The organism is Mycobacterium sp. E2479 (assembly GCF_001667925.1).
Taxonomy (GTDB): Bacteria; Actinomycetota; Actinomycetes; order Mycobacteriales; family Mycobacteriaceae; genus Mycobacterium.
Window position 1 is genome coordinate 13,621 of record NZ_LZJR01000086.1, and the last position, 21,148, is coordinate 34,768.

Genomic DNA, 21,148 nt, shown 5'->3' on the forward strand with positions numbered 1-21,148 from the left:
CCTTCAGACTTTCAGGGTTGCGGGACGAGTAGTTGTTGCCAGCTCTTGGCACGCGGGTGGGCCAGGTCCGATTGGGTATAGCGGCGTCCGTCGGGCCCGAGATAGTCACCGGTGGCCGGGTCGTAGGACGCGACCGCGGGCGGCGGGGGCGACACGGGCGCGGGCGGTAGTGCGGTGCCCCGCGGCGGTGGTAGCCGCGGATCCTGGCCCGGCGGATATAGCGGGACGCCCTGGCCGCTGGTGGTGGCATTTGGATCGCCTTTCCAGTTGTAGCCGTCGTTGAGCGGCACGTACTCCTCATCGCTTTCGCACAGTTCGACGGTGGGCGCGCGCTTCCACGGCTTGCCCTCACACGGAATGTTGCGCACGCCACGGACATTGAACTCCGAGTCTTGCGGCACGCGGCAGAACAGGTCCGCGGCGGGCCGGTCCGGGGCGTCGACGCTGGCCGGTGAGCGGCGCTGCTGCGGCGGCAGGTAGCCGGTTGTGCAGGGCGGCGGCAAGTTGAGGTTGAGGTTGAAGTCCAATTGGGCGCCCCGGTACTCCTGCTTGGTGTTCGAGCTTGGCACGATGATCGCCGCCATGGCCGCGATGCCCTGCGGCAGCAGCACCAGGAGTTGTTCGATGTCGTGGCGGTAGACGACGGCGATATCGCCGAGGCTCACCAGATTGGCGAACAACACCGGTAACGCGGGCGCCACCCGATCCAGCATCGCGCGGCCTTCCTCGATACCGGATGTGCCCTGAGTCAACAGGTCTCGTACCGCGCCATCCTGCGCCTTCAACTGCGCCATGATGGCCGCGGTGCGGTCGGCCCACGTTGCAATGGCGTCGGATGTCTGCACCTGCGAGTTGAGTACCGCCGGCGACTGGTCGATGAGGGCGGCGAGCGGGTCGATGGTCCGGCCTCCTGCTACGGCCAGCGCGGTCGACCCGTCGACAATCCGGGACAGTTCCGGCCCGAGGCCGCCGACCGCCCGGTTGGTCTCGTCGATGACGGTCCGCAGGTTGTCGCGTGGGATCGCTTGCAGCGCACGGTTGGTCATGTCAAGCAGGTGGCCGATGTCGACGGGAACGTCGACATGCCCGGCGGTGATGACGTCGCCGTCACGCAGCATCCGGGAATGTTGGCCGTCCCTGCCGGGCTGCGGCGTCAGCTCGATGTACTGCTCACCGATCGCGGAGCGGCTGTGCACCGCCGCCTGCACCTCGGAGGGCACCTTGACTCCCGACCTCAAGGCCAGCACAGCGCGCACCCCGGTTGCGGTGACGCCGACCGACTTCACCTGTCCCACATCGGTGCCGCGGTAGGTGACCACCGACGTCTCGTAGAGCCCGCCCGATCGCGGCAGGTCAACCGTGACCTTATACTCCCCGATCCCGAACAACGTGGCGGGCAGCTTCATGAAGTTGAATGCCATTGCGCCACAGGAAACGACGGTCACCAGAGTCAGGATTGACAACTGGATCCACGTCCGGCGATTCAACCGAAGCATTCAGTATCCCCCGAAATGGTATGGATAGGTCAGCGGGTTGCCCCCGGTGACCGGGCTCGGCTGCATGCCGATGGTGCGGCCCCATTGCAGTTCGAGTTGGGTGAGGTTGCCTTCCCATCGCGAGCCGGTGAACAGTCCTTGGTCGATGCGACTCAACGTCAGGTCGACCACCAGCGTGAGGTTGGCGTAATCGCCGCGAAACCAGTTCCGCACGGTCGATGCCGGCCACGGGTAGGTCGCCAGCCCGTCCAGGCCCTTGGTGAGCGAGGGCCCGGCGTCGGCGAGCGACCGCAGGACGGGTGCGATGCTGCGCAGATTGTTGACCAGAGATTCCCTGCTCTGGTGGATGGTGTCGGCGGCGATCGCGCTGAACTTGCCGACCTGATCGATCGTGTCGGCGATTTTCGTCCGCTCCTTGGCCAACACGTCGAGCGCTTTGGGCACGGACGTCAGCGCCTTGTCGACGACCGTGTCGTTGGCGGCGACCTGCCCTGCTAACGCGTTGAGGTTCTCGGCGGCGGCAATGATGTCGTCGGTCTGATCGTTGGTGCGCGCGATGAATTCGTCGATCTGGCCGAGCAGGCTGCGCATGTCGTTCTCGCGGCCGGCGAACGCCTTGGCCACCGCCTGCGTGATCTCCTGCAGCTGGCCGATTCCCCCGCCGTTGAGCAGGATCGACACCGACGCCAGCGTCTGTTCGGTGGTGGGATACAGACTCGCGCGTGACAACGGGATGACCGACCCGGCTTTGAGTTGACCGACCGGCCGCTCGTCCTTGGGCGGCGCCAGCTCGATGTGCATCGAACCGAGCAGGCTGGTCTGCCCGAGCTTGGCGGTCGAGTTGGCCGGCAGCCGCACATCGCCATCGATGCGCATGGTCACCAGCGCGTGCCAATCTTGCAGCTCGATCTTGGTGACATTGCCGACGTTGACGTCGTCCACCCGGACACGGGTGTTCTCCTGGATGGTGACCACATCGGGCATCTGCGCCTGAATCGTGTAAGAGCCCGGTCCCCCGCCCGCGGTGCCGGGCAGCCTGAACGAATTCAGGCCGCGCCAGCCGCATGCCGGCAGGGAGGCAATGCATACCAGTCCGAGGACAACGGCCACCGCGCGTCTCATGACGGCCCCGTGGGAAGCATCAAGCTCTGCAGCACCTGGATCGAGTTGGACGTCGTGTTCGCGGGGGGCGCGTCGGCGGGCGGCGCGGCGTCGGCGGGCGCCGGCTGCTCGGGTGGCGGCGGGGCAACATCCGGCGGCGCGGGTGCGTCGGCCGGGGGCGTGTATCCGGGCCGCAGCCAGTCCTCGCTGTAGGTGATCTCGCTGGGCCGGGCCTGTGTCCCGACGAACGGGTTGATCCCCGCCGGAATGTAGTTGTAGATACGGTTTTTGATGATCGGGTTGAGATACTGCAGGCACAGTTTCGACACCCGGGCCAGGCGCGCCCGCGACGCGGCCTCGATCGAGCTGCAGATGAACTGCGGGATATCGGCGAAGTTGTTCAGCGCCAGGATGCCGGTCATCGCGCTCTGCGCCGGCTGGTAGATGTTCAGGAAATTCTGGAACACCGTCGGGGCGATGTGCAGGATCTGCTTGATATCGCCGCGGCTGTCGTTGAGCGCCGTCGTGATGGAACCCAGCCGGTCGAACGTGACACCCGCCGCTTCGCGGTTCTCGGCCAGGAAATCACGCACATCCGTGAGCGCCCCGTCCAGCGACTTCAGCGCGCTGCCCACTTCATTGGGCGTGTTCGACAGCAGCGTCGTCACGCTCGCCAGGTTCTGGTTAAACGAGCCCAGCAGGTCGCTGCTGGAATACAGCGCGGACACCAACAACTGCAGGTTGCGCACGGTGCTGAAGATGTCGTCGGCGTGATCACCGAGCGCCGAGATCGCCTCGGACAGCTTGATCACCGTGTCGCGTGCGGTGTCTCCCTGGCCGCGCACATTGTCGGCCGCCGAGTCGATGAACTCGCCGACGGAGTTGACGCCGCCCGGACTGGTGGGCTGCAGGGCATCGGTCAGCTTCTCCAGCTGCTTGCGGAAGTCATCCCACTCCACCGGAACCGCGGTGCGGCTCAGCGGAATCGAGGACCCGGCGCTCAACTTGGGACCGCCGGAGTACGCCGGGACCAGCTGAATTGCCCGCGATGTCACCAGCGACGGCGACAGGATGGCGGCGCGGGCATCGGCCGGAATCGAATACTGTTTGTCGACTGAGAACGTCACCTTGGAGCTGGCGGGCTGGGGCTCGATCTTGTCGACCACGCCGACGGCCACGCCGAGGATGCGAATCTCGTCACCGACGAACAAGCCGTTTGCCTCCGCGAAATACGCAGAGTACGTGTTCTTTTCGACGTCCTTCCACAGCTTGTTGCCGACCAGGAACGACGCCACGGCCAGCGTCAGGATCAAGCTCGCCGCCGTTGCTTTGCGAAGGGTGCCTCGACTGATATTCATGGCGCATCGAAATCGTGCGGCGAGGGCGGCGGAATGGTGCGGATGGGCGGCGTCGACGGCGGGGGCGACGGTGGCTGAGACCACAGCGGCACCGGCGCGTTCTCCGGCGGCACAGGCGGGGTGCCGGTGGGCGGGTCGACCGCCTCCGACGGGAGCTTCTGGTTGGGGTCCAAGAACCGGTCATACATGTCGGCATCCAGTACCGGCCCACCGATCTGGCCGGGAACCAGGTTGGCCACGTAGGCCTTGAAGAACGGTCCAGATCCCAAGCATTCGCCGAATGACATCGCATAGCGCTTGAACTTGGGCAGCGTCTTTTGAATGTCCTCCTTGCGGTTGTCGAGGATTTCGAGCACACCGTTGAGCTTGTCGAGGGCCGGCTTGAGCTGTGTCCGGTTGTCGTTGACCAGGCCGGAGATCTGGTGCGAAACCGCGGTCAGGTTGTTCATCAAGGCGTCCAGCGAATCTCGTTCGTCCAGCAGTGCGGCAAGCAGTGCGTTGGAATTCGCGACCAGTCCGGCGACCTGCTGGCTGCGCTTGCCCAGCACAGTCGAGACCTTGTTCGCGTTGCCCAGCAGGCTGCGCAGCTGTGCGTCCCGTCCGTTGAGGGTGTCGGAGAACCGAGCGACACCCTCCAGCGCCGGCCTCACATTGGACGGCGTCGCTTTGAGGGTGTTGGCCAATGTTGTGAGGGCCGTGGACAATTGGGCGGTGTCTAGGCCGCTGATCGTGGTCGTCAGATCGCCCAGAGCGTCGGGAAGCTCATACGGCGAAGTGGTGCGCTCCAGTGGGATGGTGCCCGACAACTTCCCGCTTCCGCGCGGCGTCAGCTCGAGCATCTTGGCGCCCAGTATGGTTTCGGTCTTGATGGCGGCCTCGGTGCGGTCGCCCAGATCGATGCCTTTGTGCACGGTGAAGCCGACCCGGACCTTGCTGCCCTCCAGCCGAAGGTCGGAAACGCGGCCCACGCCCATGCCCGAAACCCGTACGGTATTACCCGGTTTGATGCCCCCGGCTTCGGCGAAGTACGCCGCGTAGTCATCCGTGTTCTTGATGAACGGCAGCTTGTTGTACTGGAAAGCAACGATAGCCACACAGGCCAGGATGACGGTTCCCATCACGCCCAGCAGGAAAGGGTTTCGCCGGTCAGCCGGTTTGCCGGTGGGCAGTTTCAGCTTCATCGCGGTGTGCACCGCCCGCTGGGCTGGCCCAACAGTTTGACGAAGATCGGGTTGCCCCCTTTACCGTTCAGCTTGAGCAATACCTCGCAGAAGTAGAAGCCGAAATAGTCACCGTTGAGGCCCTGTCGGGCGAGTACCTGGTAGATGTCCGGAAGGTCCGTCAGCAGTTTGTCGACGTATTCTTTGTCGGACAGCACCTGCCCTGACACCCGATCCGTCTCGTGCACAACATCTTTGATCGGCTGGCGGGACTGGGCGAGCAGATCGGTGATCGAGCCCGCCGCCGCATCGATGTAGGCAAGGCCGGTGGAGATGTCGTTCCTACGCTGTGCCAGCCCGTCCACCAGCTGGGCCAGCTTGTCCACTCCATCAGAGAACTCATGGTCACGTGTGGCGAAGGTGTGCAGCACGGTGTTCAGGTTGGTGATCAGCTGGCCGATCAGCTCGCTGCGCCCGGCCAGGGTTGAGGTCAATATCGATGTTTGCGACAGCACCGAAGCCAGCGTTCCGCCCTGCCCCTGGAAGATCCGCAGCAGTTGACCGGATAAGGCGTTGACCTGATCCGGGTCCAGCGCGCGGAACAACGGGCGGAAACCACCGATCAGCGCGTCGAGATCGAGCGCGGGCGACGTCCGTGCCAGCGGAATGGTCGCCCCGGGCAGCAGCCGGCGCGGCGACCCCGGGGTCTCCTCGAGCGCGAGGTAGCGATCGCCGATCAGATTCTCGTAGCGCACGACGGCCTTGGTGCCCTCGCTGAGGCGCACGCCCTTGTCCACCGCGAAGTCGACTGTGACCGTGCCGTCGCGATGCAGATCGAGATCGCCGACCTTGCCGACTTCCACCCCGGCGATGCGCACGAAGTTGCCGGACTTCAGGCCGGAGATGTTGGTGAAGATCGCGCGGTAGCCCGTGCGGTCCTCGAACCGCAGCTGACCGAACACCGCGATCAGCGCGAAGGTGAACAGCAGGCAGACCGCGGTGAAGACCCCGACCCGCAGGATGATGCTGGATAGCTTCCTTCTCATGGCGGCGGCTGCCCCCCGCGCCAGAAGTAGCGTGGCGCTTCTGGAGGGTTCTTGGTAGTCGGAAACCAGTTGGCCCACCACGGATTACCCGCTGCCACGTTGGTGCGGATCTCGTTCGGGGCCGCCCCCCAGCCGGTATCGGTGACCAGCGCACGCACCGGGAAGTTCGCGCTGGGGTCGGGTAACGAACCGCAGCTGGGCTTGCCCCCCGGACCGCCGGTGGCGTTGACCTTGGGCAGGTGTTTCGGGAAGCGATATGGATCGTCGCCGAAAAGCAGTGCGGCGTCCAGGATCACGGAATAACCGTTGCCCCCCAGCGCGTCGCGACCACCGTGGTCGACGTACCACTGCGCCCCCTGGAAAAGGCATGTATAGGTCGGCGAGTATTTCTGCAGCAGCGCCATGGTCGGGTTGAGCAGGTTCATTGACCGCACGATGTTCGATTCGTTGCGGCCGATCACGTTGATGCCGGTCTGGCTGAAGCCGATCGCCGACAGCAATAGCGAATCCAGCGCGTGCTGGTCGTCTGTCATGGTGGCGCTGGTCGTCGTCGCCGAATCCAGGATGGACAGAATGTTCTGTGCGGCATCGGAATAGATGCCGGCGGTCTTGCCGAACAGCCGCCAGTCCCTGCCGACGGTATCCATGCGCGGGTTGACGGTGAGAAGCACGTTATTCGCGTCGCTGATCGCCTGCCCGATCCGATCGCCCTTACCGCGCACCGATTGTGCGAAGGCCGATAAGATCGAGTTCAGCTTTGCCGGGTCGAGCGCTTGGACTACCGACTGCAGATTCTCGAATACGGTGTTGACTTCGACGGTGACGTTGCGCGAGCGCAGCATCGCGCCGGGTTTCAGCGACGTGGCACTGGGATGATCCGGAACGATCAGATCGACATATTTGGAGCCGAACGCGGTGGTCGACTTGATCTCAGCCTCGAGGTTGCTGGGCAGATACTTGAAGGCGTCCGGTTGTATCTTCAGCTGCAGCCGGGCCGACTTCACGTCGGTGCCGATCGAAGCGACCTGGCCCACCTGGACCCCGCGCAGCTTGACCTTGGCGCCGTCTTCCATCACCAACCCGGCACGGTCCGACACCAGCGTGAGCGGCACGAAAGCCTGAAATTTGCCCGAGAACGAGGCCGCGGTCATGGCGATCAAACCGCCGATCAGGATGAACAGGGTGGGTGCCCACCAGATCGGGTCAATCTTGCTGTGGCGGGTCCTGTTTCGCTGGAATGCCCCGCCAGTCCGGTGATCACTCATCCGGTCATCCCGACAGGTTGAAGTTGCCGGACTGCCCGTAGACGGACAGTGAAATCATCAGGCACACGAACGCCGTCACGATCATGGATGACCGTACCGACCGCCCGACCGCTTCCCCGACCCCCGCCGGACCACCCGTGGCGGTGAAACCGTAATAGGTATGAACGACCATCACGCCGGCCGCCATGGTCAGCGCCGCCAAAAATGACCAGAACAGGTCGGTGGGCCGCAAAAAGGTTGCGAAGTAATGCTCGTAGACGCCTCGTGACTGTCCGTACACGTAGATCGTGAGGAACTTGGCAGCGATGAACGACATCAGAACCGCGACGGCGTAGAGCGGAATGACGACCAGGATCCCGGCGATGATCCGGGTGGACGCCAGGTAGGTGACCGCGCGGATGCCCATGACTTCCAGCGCGTCGATCTCCTCGTTGATGCGCATCGCGCCCAGCTGCGCCGTCGCTCCGGCACCGATCGTGGCGGCCAGCGCCAGGCCGGCGGTGCAGGGTGCGATCATCCGGACGTTCAAAAACGCCGAAAGGAATCCCGTCAGCGCTTCGACGCCGATGTTGGACAGCGTGTCGTATCCTTGCACCGCGACGAGGGCGCCGGTGGTCAGCGTGAGAAAGCCGATGATCCCGACCGTGCCTCCGATGACGGCCAACGCGCCTGTGCCCATACCCATCTCGGCGATCAGCCGCAGCAGTTCCCCCGGGTAACGCCGTATCGCATCGACGGTGGCCGTCAGGGATTGGCCGTAGAACACGGTCTGCTCGCCCAGCTTGCGGGTGGAATCCGTCAGCCGGGGGCCAAGGGTGACGAACCACGACGGCTCGCGCGCGGCATCGGTCATTTGGCCGTCACCTTCACCCCCAGCGCGGTGGTCAGGATGTTGATGAAGAACAGGGCCATGAACGAGAAGACCACGGTCTCGTTCACCGCGTTGCCGACGCCGGTCGGGCCACCGCCCACCGACAAGCCCTTGTAGCAGGCGATCAGGCCGGCCGACAGCCCGAACAGGGTCGCCTTGATCAGCGAGATCACCACCTGCGGCAGCCCCGTGACCAACGTCATTCCGGCGATGAACGCACCGGGTGTGACGTGCTGGACGAATACCACGAAGATGTAGCTGCCGGTCAGCCCGGTCACCGCCACGACGGAGTACAGCAGGACGGCGACGAACGTCGCGGCGATGATGCGCGGAACCACCAGCGCCTGAACCGGATTGACGCCGATCACCTTCATCGCGTCGATTTCCTCGCGGATGGTGCGCGCACCCAGATCCGCGCACATGGCCGTCGACCCGGCACCGGAGACGACCATCGCCGTGACAACCGGTCCGACCTGGGTCACCGAGGCCAGCCCCGCACCGGCACCCGAGAGATCACCCGCGCCGATCTCGACGAGCAAAATGTTGAGGACGAACACGATGAGCACCGTGTACGGAATCGACAACATGATGGTCGGAAAAATGGAAACCCGGGCGACAAACCAAATCTGCTCGAGAACTTCCCGCCACGCCCAGGGCCCGCGCACCGCCGCAACCAACGCCTCGGCGCTGAGCAGAAAGAACTGGCCCAGCGCGTTCATGGGCCGCGCGAGGGTCGCCGCGGTCACGCTGCCTGTCCAACTCAACGGCGGTCTTTGACTCAACCCGACCCCCATGTTCGTAACAGCGTTTATACGTTCGTAATTCGCTGGCCCTAAAGCAAACAGCACTGTTCACATGCGCCGCGTCTGTTTGAGCGCACTAGATGAGGGAATGTACGGGCAAAACAATGCCCGGCGTTAGGTTTGCGATCAACAAGAAGAAATGTGGGCGGCGTCCGTTGATGCTCAGCCAGACTTTCTATCGCCCAGAGCGATCGGCCAGGCAGTTCGCCTGCGAGATCAGTTGGTGCCGGGCCGGCCCCGCGGCCCGCGCAGTGGCGGCCGGCAGACGGACCGATGCCCGACCGGTGGCGCCCGCAGGCGGTGGGGCCGCCATTCAGAAGAATCGGGGTACCCACCCGAAAAACTGCGCGAAGCAGCGCTTTTACATGCAGCACAGCATGCGCCGCATGCGCGGCCTTCCGTCCCCTCCGAAACCAGATGAGCACCCACGGCCACCGTCCCGTTCGGCTGTCGTCGCCGATCGCCACGGTTCGGGTAAGTCCGCTTCGATGCAAGGGTTTGCTTCAGTCTGACCGTAATGGCGCTACCACGAATGAAGAATTGACGGTTCTGGATAGACTCTGCCGGTGACAAGTGGGCCGTCGTCATATCTGGTGTTGGCGTCGCAGCGCAGCGGCAGCACGCTGCTGGTCGAGTCGCTGCGCGCCACCGGCGTGGCCGGCGAGCCTCAGGAGTTTTTCCAATACCTCCCGACCACCAGCCAGTCGCCCCAGCCTCGGGAGTGGTTCGCCGGCGTCGACGACGAGTCGATCCTGGGCCTGCTCGACCCGCTGGACGTCGGGACACCGGACCTGGCGCCACCCGAGATCTGGCGTTCCTACATTCGTACGGTCGGACGCACGCCGAACGGGGTGTGGGGCGGCAAGCTGATGTGGAACCAGACGCCACTGCTGTTGGACCGTGCCAAAAACCTGCCCGACCGAAGTGGCGAGCGCCTGCTGGCGGCGATCACCGATGTCGTGGGCGAGCAGCCGCTGCTGATTCACGTCTACCGGCCCGATGTGATTTCCCAGGCGGTGTCGTTTTGGCGAGCGGTGCAGACTCGGGTCTGGCGAGGCAGGCCCGATCCGGTTCGCGACGCGCGCGCCACCTATCACGCCGGGGCGATCGCCCACGTAGTCAGCATGCTGCGCGCGCAAGAAGAGGGGTGGCGGAACTGGTTCGCCGAAGAAGACATCAAGCCCATGGACATCTCGTATCCGGTGTTGTGGCGCAACCTGACTCAGGTGGTGGGATCCATTCTCGAGGCCCTGGGGCTGGACCCGCAGCTGGCGCCCGAGCCGGTGCTGGAACGCCAGGCCGACCAGCGCTCCGACGAATGGGTGGACCGCTACCGCGTTGACGCCGAGAAGTACGGCCTGCCAACCTGATATACCGTGGTCGCTACCGTCGCGCTCGGCATCGTGTTGCTGACACCACCCGTATTCGGTTGGAGCGCACGACTCTAGGGTTCAGCACACCAACCGCGTCTTGCTATTCGCCCGGCTGGGCGGGCACTCGAATCTCAGTGCCCGGCGCGGCCGGCGCTCGGCACGGCGGCAGGCCTTACTCACCTCGAGCGGCTTGCGTCCGGCCTGGACAACCGACGACACGCCGGCTTTCCCTCGGCGGCACGCGCCCCCGGCGCACCCGCTTGGTCGGTGTGCCCCTTATTGCGACCGCCCCGCGTGACGCCGGCAAGCAGGTGGACGAGCTTTGTCCCACCGCAAGGGGGCCCGCTCGTTGAGCGGAGTAAGGAGTAAGTCCTGGCCAGAAGGCTGACGCCGGGCTGAGCCGAACGACCGACCACGTCCGATGGCTCACGTCCGATGGCTATAGTGGTGACATGCAACACCGCGTACAGCCGCGCTTTGTCCCGCCGCGCCGCCTCGCCGTGGACTGTTGTTGCTGTTGCTGTTGTTGTTGTTGATTCCCGGGCTCTTGGCGCCGCGAAACGGTCAGCGATCTGCACGGACGCCTGCTCACCAGGGATGGCGCTGGATGATGGGGCGCAACGCCGGACCCCGGTCGCGCTGGCCATCCCCACGGAGATGAACATAGAGTTCGGTATTAGCTGGCAGGCCGAGGCCTGGTCCTACGTCGTTGGAGACAATAGGTAGATGAGCATCGCGGAGAACGTCACGGAATTGATCGGTAACACCCCGCTGGTCCGGCTCAACCGGGTCACCGAAGGTGCGGTCGCCGACGTCGTCGCCAAGCTGGAATTCTTCAACCCAGGCAACAGTGTCAAGGACCGCATCGGAGTCGCGATGATCGACGCGGCCGAGCAGGCGGGCTTGATCAAACCTGACACCATCATTCTCGAGCCCACGAGCGGCAACACCGGCATCGCCCTGGCGTTGGTGGCCGCGGCCCGTGGGTACCGTTGCGTGCTGACGATGCCCGAGACCATGAGCGTGGAAAGACGAATGTTGTTGCGCGCCTTGGGCGCCGAGATTGTGTTGACGCCGGGCTCCGAAGGCATGCCGGGTGCTATCGCCAAGGCTGAGGAACTGGCCAAAAGCGACGACCGGTATTTCGTGCCACAGCAATTCGAGAACAAGGCGAACCCCGCGATCCACCGCGCCACTACCGCGGAGGAAGTGTGGCGCGACACCGACGGCAAAGTCGATATCTTCGTCGCCGGCGTCGGCACCGGCGGCACCATCACCGGTGTGGCGCAGGTGATCAAGGAACGCAAACCCTCAACACAATTCGTCGCAGTGGAGCCGGCCGGGTCGCCGGTGTTGTCCGGCGGGCAGAAAGGGCCGCACCCCATCCAGGGCCTCGGCGCCGGGTTCGTCCCGCCCGTGCTCGCGATGGATCTGGTCGACGAGGTGATCGCCGTCGGCAACGAGGAGTCCATCACCTTGGCCCGGCGATTGGCCGCAGAAGAGGGGCTGTTGGTCGGCATCTCTTCGGGCGCGGCGGTGGTGGCCGCGCTGCAGGTGGCTCGCCGGCCCGAGAATGCAGGAAAGCTTGTCGTCGTGGTCCTACCCGACTTCGGCGAGCGGTACCTCAGCACGCCATTGTTCGCCGACCTGGCCGATTAGCCGTGCTCGAAGCCATCCGACGTGACATCCGAGCGGCCAGGGAGCGCGATCCGGCCGTTCCGACCACGCTGCAGGTGATCTTTGCCTATCCAGGCGTGCACGCCATCTGGTGCCACCGCATCAACCACTGGCTGTGGCAGCGCGGCGCAAAGCTGGCCGCGCGCATCACCGCCGAAATCACCCGGATTCTGACCGGCGTCGAGATTCATCCAGGTGCCGTCTTGGGGCCCGGTCTTTTCATCGACCACGCGACCGGCGTGGTGATCGGTGAGACCGCCGAGGTGGGCGAGGACGTGACGCTCTACCACGGCGTCACCCTCGGGGGCAGCGGCAGGGACACCGGCAAACGACACCCCACCATCGGTGATCGGGTGACCATCGGGGCGGGAGCGAAGATTCTGGGCGCGATCAAAGTCGGTGACGACAGCCGCATCGGCGCCAACGCCGTGGTGGTCAAAGAGGTTCCGTCGAGTTCGGTGGTCGTCGGGGTGCCCGGGCAGGTCATCAGCCGCAGCCGTCCAGGCAGTCCGGACGACTGGATGATGCCCGACCTCGTCGGCGTCAGCCTGCAGTCGCTGCTGACCCGGGTGACCAGACTCGAAGCTCATGCGGACGGTGCTCAAACCAATCACGTCATCAGGCCGCCTGAAGCCGGTGTCTGGCACGGCGAGGATTTCTCCATCTGACCACAGATGTGAAAGATCGTGGAGCCCAGCTGAACACACGCTGATCGTCGGTATTCGCCACCCTGCACCGAACCCTGTGTACCGCGTTCCACGGGCTTGAGCTCGGCGAAGTATTACTCATCCTGAACATAACCCGGGCATGGAATGCATTGCCGCCCGCGGCGTTGCACAGTGAGTTATGACCACGACGCATGACCGCGCCAGCCTCGAGGACCGCTCATGACCGAGCTACATCTGGGGGTTGGGTTGGACGGCTATGGTTGGCATCCCCAAGCGTGGCGATACGCGTTCGCGCACGACGCGACGGGTGGCGGCCAACTCAGCGGGCGCTATTGGGCCGCACTGGCCGGCACCGCCGAGCGTGGGCTGCTGGACTTCCTGACGATCGACGACAGCCTGGACGCACAGCCCGGGCGTCGGGCCGAAATCTCCCCGCGGCGCCTAGCGGGACGCGCCGATGCCACGCTGGTGGCCGCCCGGATCGCCCCGGCCACTAGAAGCATCGGCTTGATTCCGGTTGCGACTGTCACGCATACCGAGCCGTTCCACGTGTCGAAAGCGATTGCAACACTCGACCACATCTCGCATGGCCGGGCTGGCTGGCAGGTGCGGGTGAGTCCGACGGCGCACGAAGCGGCGCTGTTGGGCCGGCGGGCCGCCCCCGAAAGCCACGCACTGTTCGACGAAGCGGCCGACGCCGTCGAGGCGGTGCGTCGCCTCTGGGACAGCTGGGAGGACGACGCCGTCATCCGCGACGTCGCGACCGGTCGCTACATCGACCGCAACAAGCTGCATTACATCGACTTCGCCGGAGAGTACTTCTCGGTCAAGGGGCCCTCGATCACCCCACGGCCGCCCCAGGGCCAGCCGGTGGTGACGGCGCTGGCACACACCAACTACGAATTCGCCGCAGCCAACGCCGACCTGGTGTTCGTCACTCCGCACGACGAGGCCTCGGTGCGAGCGATCCTGGCCGAGGTCAGCAGCGCGCAGCGCGCTGCTGGACGCGAGATCGGTGTCTATGCGGACCTGGTCGTGTCGCTCGCCGACGATCCCTTGGCGCCGGCGCAGGCCATCTCGTCCGACGCACACGTATTCATCGGCACCACAAGCGATTTGGCGGAGCTTTTGCTCTCCTGGCAGGACGCCGGGGTCGACGGGGTGCGGCTACGGCCCGCGATCAACGCCATCGACCTGCCCGCCATCGTCGACGACCTGGTGCCGCGGCTGCAGCGCGCCGGGCGATTCCGCACCGGGTACCGCGACGGCGAGACCCTGCGCGCACGGCTGGGTCTGGCGCCCGCACCGAACCGCTACGCGACGGTGCCCTCATGACCGTCGCTCCCCTGTCGATCCTCGACCTCTCACCCATCAGCGCCGGCAGCGACGCGGCGACGGCACTGCGCAACAGCATCGACCTGGCCCAGCACGCCGAACGCTGGGGCTATCGGCGCTACTGGCTCGCCGAGCACCACTTCGTCGCGGTGGCCAGTTCGTCACCCGTGACATTGATCGGCCAAATCGCCGCGGCCACAGAACGAATCCACGTCGGCTCGGCCGCGGTGCAGGTCGGCCACACGACGGCGCTTGCCGTGGTGGAAAGCTTCGGAATCCTCGATGCGCTCTACCCGGGTCGCATCGACATGGGGCTGGGTCGATCCGGGCAGCGGCGCCAAGAGGCGGCGACGTCGTCAACGGCCACATCCGAACCTGCGCCCGCGCCCTGGCGTGAGGTATCCGGCGTTGTTATCCCCACGCCCTTCGACCAGACGCCACTGATGAAAAGCGGCCGGATCCGGGCCCAGGCGTCGGTGCTCGCCCAACCGTGCGCGCGACCCCCGGACTTCGCCGAACAGCTAGCCGACATACAAGCACTGCTGGACGGCAGCTACACCGTCAATGGCCATGAACTGCACGCGGTTCCGGGCGAGCACGCCCAGCTGACGCCGTGGATCTTCGGCAGCACTAAGGGCCAAAGCGCCGAGGTGGCCGGTGCCCGGGGGCTTCCGTTTGTCGCGAGCTACCACATCACCCCCGGCACTGCGATCGACGCGATCACCGCGTACCGCAACGCATTCCGCCCCTCAGCCCGGCTGTCCGAGCCATATGTGGTGGTGTCGGCCGACGTCGTGGTCGCCGAGGACAGCGCGACCGCACGCCACCTCGCAGCCGGTTACGGCCGCTGGGTGCATTCCATCCGCAGCGGCCAGGGTGCCATCCCCTACCCCGATCCGGACTTCTGCCAGCCGTTGACCGAGGACGAGCAGGCGCTGGTAGCCGACCGCACCGCAACACAATTCGTCGGCAACCCCGACGAGGTCGCCGACCGGCTCGAGCTGCTGCGCCGGGTCACCGAGGCCGACGAATTGGTGATCACCTCCGTGACGCATCGACACGTCGACCGGCTGCACTCGCACGAACTGATCGCCAAACGATGGGGATTGACTGGATGATCATTCGAGAAGCAAGCCGCCGCAAGCAGATACATCTGGGTGCACACTTCCCCGGGGTGAACAACACCACGGTGTGGTCCGATCCGAGCGCAGGCAGCCAGATCGCATTCGAATCCTTTGTGCACCTGGCTAAGTCAGCCGAACGGGGACTGTTCGACTTCTTCTTCCTGGCCGAAGGACTGCGGCTGCGTGAGCATCGCGGCAAGATTCACGACCTCGACGTGGTCGGCAGGCCCGACACCTTCACGGTGCTGGCCGCGCTCGCCGCGGTCACCAGCAACCTGGGCCTCGCCGGTACCATCAACACCACATTCAACGAACCCTACGAGGTGGCAAGGCAATTCGCGACGCTGGATCACCTCTCCGACGGGCGGGCGGCCTGGAACATGGTCACCTCCTCGGATGCGTTCACCGGGGAGAACTTCCGCCGTGGCGGATTTCTCGCCCATGCCGACCGGTACCGCAGGGCCGAGGAATTCATCACCGTGGCGCGGCGGTTCTGGGACAGCTGGGCACCCGGTGCGGTGGTCGCCGACGTCGATGCCGGAGTCTATGCCGATCCGTCCCGCATCGAAAGCGTCGACCACAAGGGTCCGCAATTCGACGTCCACGGCCTAGCCTCGCTGCCCGCTGGGCCGCAAGGCCATCCGGTGCTGCTGCAAGCCGGTGACTCCGACGATGGCCGCGACTTCGGCGCCAAGCATGCCGATGCCCTGTTCACGTTGCACGGGTCGCTTGAAGCGGGCCAGCGCTACTACGCCGACGTGAAAAGCCGCGCCGCAGCCCACGGGCGAGACCCCGACCAGCTCAAGGTTCTGCCCGGCGCGACATTCGCGCTCGGCGACACCCCCGCGGAGGCGCAGGAGAACGCCCGCTATATCCGCGAGCAGCAGGTGAGCGGCCCGACCGCGATCGCGTTCCTCGAGCAGGTGTGGGGACGCGACCTTTCGGCCTACGACCCCGACGGGCCGCTTCCCGACGTCGAGCCCGTCGAGAACCCGAATATCACCCGAGGGCGGGTCCGGCACGGCGATCCGAAGACTGTCGCCGAAACGTGGCGCGCGCGAGCGACGGCCGAAGGCCTGTCGATCCGTCAGCTGATCATCGAAGTGACCAGCCGCCAGCAGTTCGTCGGGACTCCGCGGCAGGTGGCCGACGAGATCGATCGCTACGTGCAGTCGGATGCCTGCGACGGCTTCATCCTGGTGCCGCACCTGACGCCGCACGGCCTCGACGAGTTCGTCGACAAGGTGGTGCCGCTATTACAGGAGCGCGGTAGCTTTCGCACCGAATACCGCGGCCACACGTTGCGCGAGCATCTGGGCTTGGTGCCCACGCCGGGGCGGGCGGAACATCGGGCCGCGGTCGGCTGAGTTGCTCCCCCGCCTGGACTCGAACCAGGAACCCTTCGGTTAACAGCCGAATGCTCTGCCAATTGAGCTACAGGGGACTAACCCGATCGCGGGACGACTCTAGCGTACTGGCACGAGCGCACCCAACTACCGGGGACCGGCCCCGGACGCGAGCGCGGCGCAGCGGGTCGCCGGCCGGTGAGGCAGGATGGAGCCATCGATCGTCGGGAGGAACGTTTTGATCCGGTATGTCGTGGTGCTTGGACTGGGTTACGTGCTGGGCTCGAAGGCCGGGCGTCGGCGGTACGAGCAGCTCGTCGGCACGTATCGCGCGCTGACCAGCAGTCCAATGGCCAAGTCAATGATCGAAGGGGGACGCCGTAAGGTCGCCAATCGAATCTCCCCGGACACCGGTTTTGTCACGCTGACGGAGATCGACGACCAGACGGCCGTCGTGGAACGCGACGTCGACGCCGCGGCCGAGGACGCGCTGGCTCCGTCTAATCGCCGCCGCTAGCCTGCTCCAACAGGCTGCGCCGGTAGGACTCCATCGCCACCAGGTCGCCGAACAGGGCGTGGTACTCGTCGCCCTGCTCGATCGGCGACATGCGCTGCAGCTTCGACTTCACCTCGGCGATCTGCCGGCCCATCCACACCTCTTGCAGGCGGGCCAGCACGCCGCCGATGTATCGCGGCAGCTTCTCCTCGTCGACCTGGATGGCCTCCACGCCCAGCTCGCTGGCCAGGCCGGCCGTCAGGGGCGACGAGGCATGCTCACGCACCGCCTCGATCCACTGCCCGCCCGAAATCCCGCTCGACGTACCGCCCGCGGTCGCGATGGCCGCGCGGATGGCGGCGTAGCCGGGATGCGTGAAGCTTTCCACGGTCAGCGAGTCGAACACCGGCCCCGCGAACGCCGGGTACTGCAGGGCCGCCTTCAGCGCCTCCCGTTGGGGCCACAGCGTGGGGTCACGTGGGTCCGGACGGCCGACGGCTGCCTGCGCCGCGGCGGGCGCCGACTCGGCGGCGCGGCGGGAAGCTCTGGGCGCCGAACCGCCGCGGGCTTGCGCGTTGGTGGTTTTGGCCTGGCTGCGCACCCGGTCGATGACCTGGGCGACATCGTCCCAGCCGACCCATCCCGCAAGCTGGCGGGCGTACTCGTCGCGCAGCGTCGAGTCCTTGATCTGGCCCACCATCGGCACACAGCGGCGCAGCGCGGCAACCCGGCCCTCGGCGCTGTCCAGATCCATCTCGGCGATCGCTGAACGGATCGCGAATTCGAACAGCGGCGTCCGCCGCGCGACGAGATCGCGTAGCGCGCCGTCGCCGGATTTCAGCCGCAGATCGCAGGGATCCATGCCGTCCGGCGCGACGGCCACAAACGACTGTCCCGCCAGGTTCTGCTCGCCGCCGAACGCCTTGAGCGCGGCGGCCCGTCCGGCCGCGTCGCCGTCGAAAACGTAGATCAGTTCGCCGCGAAAGAAGCTGTCGTCCATCATCAGTCGGCGCAGCATCGACAGATGCTCGTCGCCGAACGCGGTCCCGCACGAGGCGACCGCGGTGGTGACGCCGCTCAAATGCATCGCCATCACGTCGGTGTAACCCTCGACGACGACGGCCTGGTGTCCCTTGGCAATGTCGCGTTTGGCCAAGTCGAGGCCGAACATCACGTTCGACTTCTTGTACAGCAGCGTCTCGGGGGTGTTGATGTACTTGGCTTCCATCGGATCGTCGTCGAACAGCCGCCGGGCCCCGAAACCGATCACCTCGCCGGCCGAACTCCGGATGGGCCACAACAACCGGCGGTGGAAGCGGTCCATCGGTCCGCGGCGTCCCTGCCTAGACAGGCCGGCCGCTTCCAGTTCTTTGAACTCAAAACCCTTGCGCACCAGATGCTTCGTCAACGAATCCCAGCCCGACGGCGCGAAGCCGCAACCGAAGTGACGGGCCGCGTCGGCGTCGAAGTTCCGCTCTGTCAGGTACTGGCGGGCGGGTGCGGCCTCGTCGGATTCCAGGGCCGCCGCATAGAACTCCGCCGCCGCCGCGTTGGCCGCGACGAGCCGGCTGCGGCTACCGCGGTCGCGCTGGACGCTGGTGGCCGAGCCGGAGTAATTGATGGTGTGGCCGATCCGGTCGGCCAGCAGTTCTACGGCCTCGACAAAACTGACGTGTTCGATCTTCTGGATGAACGCGTACACGTCGCCACCCTCGCCACAGCCGAAGCAGTGGAAGTGGCCGTGGTTGGGGCGGACGTGAAAGGACGGCGACTTCTCGTCGTGGAACGGGCACAGGCCCTTGAGCGAATCGGCGCCGGCACGCCGCAATTGGACGTAATCGCCGATGACTTCATCGATGCGCACCCGTTCGCGGATGGCCGCGATATCGCGGTCGGGAATCCGGCCGCGACCCCGGGCACGGCCATCGCCCTCCGCGCGTGAACCTACCGGGCTCGACATCGGCTCAGTCTAAGGCGCGACGGCGAAAGCTAGCCGGTACCGATGACACCGCAGGCGACGCGATCCATCGCGTTCTCGGTGTCCTGGGCGCCGTGCAGCATCAGCGCGGTCTTGTTGCCCGCCAGCAGATCGTCCCGGTTGAACGAATCGGTGGTCGTCACCAGGTACGCCGAGCCGTCCTGACGCACCTCGAGCGACGCCAGATCGCCGCTTTCCGGCTTACCGGTGTGGCCGGGGGCCTGGTAGTGACCGCCGGCGGACAAGAAGTTCCCGGGCGCACCACCGGTGGGAGCCACCGAGTTCGGCTCGCACTTGCCGATCTCGTGCACGTGCAGGCCATGGATGCCGGGCGTCAAGATGCCCGGCGCCACCGACTTCACGGTGACGGTCACATAGCCGCCGGTGAAGTCGAAGGTCGCGGTGGCCGCCGAGCGACCATCGGGCGTCTTCAGTTCCGCGCTGAGCGACCCGCCTGCGGGGGCCGGGGTCGTGGTCTCACCGGACGACGTCGGGCCGGCACTCTTCACCGGAGGGGTGGTGCCCGGCTGGGTGCTCGCATGCTGCGGTGAACTGCAGGCTGTCATGGCGACGACGGGAAGTCCCATCACGAAGGAGGCCACAAAGGACGAGCCGCTGAATGTCTTCATGCCGGCGAGCCTAACTCGCGGCGGCTCCGCTTTTTCCCGGACCGGACGACTTGGAGCGCGCCGGTGGCTAGCGCCCGGCTTGGCGCACGTCGATCCGTTCGAGCCGACCCTCGGTGTACGACGCGATCTGGTCGACGATGACCCGCCAGCGGCCGCCGTCATCGGCAGCGGTGTTAAAGGCCGCAGCAAAGACCGGATCGAGCGTTCGGGGCGCCCCCGCATACAGCCAGTGCGCCACCCGGTGGATACGCTCACGCTGTCCGGCTTGGGTTTCCTGATGCCGCGGATCGGACATGATGAATTGCAGGGCCAAGATTTTCAGCAAGGCGACCTCGGCACGCACCAGGTCGGGAACCCGCAGTTCGGCCTGATAGCGCACGAGCGGTCCGGGACCGGCCGCCGCGCGGGTGGTGGAGATGGCGGCCGAGGCGAACCTGCCGACCAACTCACTGGTCAACCGTTTCAGCGCGACCGAAGCCGCGAGCGTGGCGTCGTACTTGCCGACGGCCGCGACCACCGGCAATGCGGAAAGCCGCCGCGCGGCCGCCATGAAGTCATCGGCACGTACCCGGGAGAATTCGGTCTCGCCCAACTCGGCCAAGGCGGCGGCCTCGTCATCGTCGCCGAGCACCCGCAGGTCGATGCGTTGAGACACCACACCGTCCTCGACGTCGTGCACCGAGTACGCCACGTCGTCGGCCCAGTCCATGACCTGCGCTTCCAGGCACATGCGGCCCTCCGGAGCACCCGCTCTAACCCAGGTGGCCGGCTCGCGATCGTCATCGTAAAACCCGAACTTGCGTTGTCCTTCGCCGCGGGGCCACGGATACTTGGTGACCGCGTCCAGCGATGCCCGAGTCAGATTAAGCCCCGCGCTATTGCCTTGCGCATCAAGAACTTTGGGCTCAAGGCTGGTCAAAATTCGGAAGTTCTGGGCGTTGCCCTCGAAGCCCCCGTAATCCGCTGCGACCTCATCGAGGGCGCGTTCACCGTTGTGGCCGTAGGGCGGGTGGCCGATGTCGTGGGCCAGCCCCGCCAGCTCGACCAGGTCGAGGTCGCAGCCCAGGCCGATCGCCATCCCCCGCCCGATCTGGGCCACCTCGAGCGAGTGAGTCAGCCGAGTGCGCGGTGTATCACCTTCTCGCGGCCCGACCACCTGAGTCTTATCGGCCAGTCGGCGCAACGCGGCGCTGTGCAGAACCCGCGCGCGATCGCGGGCGAAGTCGGTGCGGTGCTGACCCTCGGTGCCCGGCAGACCCGCAGTCTTCGGCGCTTCGGCCACCCGTCGCTGCCGGTCGAAGTCGTCGTATGGGTCGTGCTGGTTTCCGGTCACCGACGCACAGTCTGCCAGGGAATGCCCGCCGGAGTCCGACTCGACTCAGGCCTAATGGGATGCGTTGCGGCGGGGTCGTGCCCAACCAC

Annotated in this window: 18 protein-coding genes and 1 tRNA gene; 7 read left to right on the top strand and 12 right to left on the bottom strand. The window is 65.9% G+C overall.

The features are described 5' to 3' along the window. Positions 1-11: 11 nt before the first annotated feature. Genes A5686_RS12320 through A5686_RS12355 form a run of 8 tightly spaced genes read right to left on the bottom strand, consistent with a single transcriptional unit; the run spans position 12 to position 9,016 of the window. Positions 12-1,496 carry an MCE family protein gene (locus A5686_RS12320; protein ID WP_067934441.1) on the bottom strand — a complete coding sequence of 495 codons (1,485 nt, stop codon included), beginning with the start codon at positions 1,494-1,496 and terminating at the stop codon, positions 12-14. Next, complete coding sequence (locus A5686_RS12325; protein ID WP_067934443.1) at positions 1,497-2,618, bottom strand: MCE family protein; 1,122 nt, start codon at positions 2,616-2,618, stop codon at positions 1,497-1,499. It lies immediately after the preceding gene. Continuing rightward, positions 2,615-3,955, bottom strand: coding sequence for an MCE family protein (locus A5686_RS12330; RefSeq protein WP_067934445.1), 1,341 nt, complete (start codon positions 3,953-3,955; stop codon positions 2,615-2,617). Before A5686_RS12330 ends, A5686_RS12325 begins: the two co-directional genes overlap by 4 nt. Continuing rightward, the gene (locus A5686_RS12335) at positions 3,952-5,136 is read right to left on the bottom strand and encodes an MCE family protein (protein WP_156750050.1); all 1,185 of its coding nucleotides are present in this window, start codon (positions 5,134-5,136) and stop codon (positions 3,952-3,954) included. The genes A5686_RS12330 and A5686_RS12335 overlap by 4 nt, the downstream gene beginning before the upstream one ends. Beyond that, the gene (locus A5686_RS12340) at positions 5,133-6,161 is read right to left on the bottom strand and encodes an MCE family protein (RefSeq protein ID WP_067934447.1); all 1,029 of its coding nucleotides are present in this window, start codon (positions 6,159-6,161) and stop codon (positions 5,133-5,135) included. Before A5686_RS12340 ends, A5686_RS12335 begins: the two co-directional genes overlap by 4 nt. Continuing rightward, positions 6,158-7,426, bottom strand: a complete 1,269-nt coding sequence (locus A5686_RS12345) for an MCE family protein (protein WP_067934449.1) — start codon at positions 7,424-7,426, stop codon at positions 6,158-6,160. The genes A5686_RS12340 and A5686_RS12345 overlap by 4 nt, the downstream gene beginning before the upstream one ends. 4 nt (positions 7,427-7,430) lie before the next feature. Next, positions 7,431-8,279, bottom strand: coding sequence for an ABC transporter permease (locus A5686_RS12350; RefSeq protein WP_067934451.1), 849 nt, complete (start codon positions 8,277-8,279; stop codon positions 7,431-7,433). After that, complete coding sequence (locus A5686_RS12355) at positions 8,276-9,016, bottom strand: MlaE family ABC transporter permease (protein ID WP_369829705.1); 741 nt, start codon at positions 9,014-9,016, stop codon at positions 8,276-8,278. The genes A5686_RS12350 and A5686_RS12355 overlap by 4 nt, the downstream gene beginning before the upstream one ends. A gap of 650 nt (positions 9,017-9,666) precedes the next feature. Between A5686_RS12355 and A5686_RS12360 the strand changes: the two genes are divergently transcribed. From A5686_RS12360 to A5686_RS12385, 6 genes are all read left to right on the top strand, one after another. Then, entirely contained in the window at positions 9,667-10,470 is an 804-nt protein-coding gene (locus A5686_RS12360; RefSeq protein ID WP_067934455.1) for a Stf0 family sulfotransferase, read from the top strand. 729 nt (positions 10,471-11,199) lie between these two features. Continuing rightward, on the top strand, positions 11,200-12,132 hold the full coding sequence (gene cysK, locus A5686_RS12365) for a cysteine synthase A (protein WP_067934457.1): 933 nt from the start codon (positions 11,200-11,202) through the stop codon (positions 12,130-12,132). A 2-nt stretch (positions 12,133-12,134) separates the two neighbouring features. After that, positions 12,135-12,818, top strand: coding sequence for a serine O-acetyltransferase (gene cysE, locus A5686_RS12370; protein WP_067934459.1), 684 nt, complete (start codon positions 12,135-12,137; stop codon positions 12,816-12,818). A 219-nt stretch (positions 12,819-13,037) separates the two neighbouring features. Beyond that, positions 13,038-14,153, top strand: a complete 1,116-nt coding sequence (locus A5686_RS12375) for an LLM class flavin-dependent oxidoreductase (protein ID WP_067934460.1) — start codon at positions 13,038-13,040, stop codon at positions 14,151-14,153. Beyond that, positions 14,150-15,271, top strand: coding sequence for an LLM class flavin-dependent oxidoreductase (locus A5686_RS12380; RefSeq protein WP_067934462.1), 1,122 nt, complete (start codon positions 14,150-14,152; stop codon positions 15,269-15,271). Before A5686_RS12375 ends, A5686_RS12380 begins: the two co-directional genes overlap by 4 nt. Then, positions 15,268-16,644 (top strand): NtaA/DmoA family FMN-dependent monooxygenase, encoded by a 1,377-nt coding sequence (locus A5686_RS12385; protein ID WP_067934463.1) that lies wholly within the window; start codon positions 15,268-15,270, stop codon positions 16,642-16,644. The genes A5686_RS12380 and A5686_RS12385 overlap by 4 nt, the downstream gene beginning before the upstream one ends. A 4-nt stretch (positions 16,645-16,648) precedes the next feature. Here A5686_RS12385 and A5686_RS12390 read toward each other — a convergent pair. Further along, positions 16,649-16,721, bottom strand: a tRNA-Asn gene (locus A5686_RS12390). A 140-nt stretch (positions 16,722-16,861) separates the two neighbouring features. Between A5686_RS12390 and A5686_RS12395 the strand changes: the two genes are divergently transcribed. Continuing rightward, the gene (locus A5686_RS12395; protein WP_067934465.1) at positions 16,862-17,140 is read left to right on the top strand and encodes a hypothetical protein; all 279 of its coding nucleotides are present in this window, start codon (positions 16,862-16,864) and stop codon (positions 17,138-17,140) included. Here A5686_RS12395 and dnaG read toward each other — a convergent pair. From dnaG to A5686_RS12410, 3 genes are all read right to left on the bottom strand, one after another. Further along, the gene (gene dnaG / locus A5686_RS12400; protein ID WP_067934467.1) at positions 17,124-19,079 is read right to left on the bottom strand and encodes a DNA primase; all 1,956 of its coding nucleotides are present in this window, start codon (positions 19,077-19,079) and stop codon (positions 17,124-17,126) included. The genes A5686_RS12395 and dnaG overlap by 17 nt on opposite strands. A gap of 29 nt (positions 19,080-19,108) precedes the next feature. Then, positions 19,109-19,726 (bottom strand): superoxide dismutase family protein, encoded by a 618-nt coding sequence (locus tag A5686_RS12405; protein WP_082947609.1) that lies wholly within the window; start codon positions 19,724-19,726, stop codon positions 19,109-19,111. A 67-nt stretch (positions 19,727-19,793) separates the two neighbouring features. Beyond that, positions 19,794-21,059 carry a deoxyguanosinetriphosphate triphosphohydrolase gene (locus A5686_RS12410; protein WP_067934469.1) on the bottom strand — a complete coding sequence of 422 codons (1,266 nt, stop codon included), beginning with the start codon at positions 21,057-21,059 and terminating at the stop codon, positions 19,794-19,796. Positions 21,060-21,148: the final 89 nt, after the last annotated feature.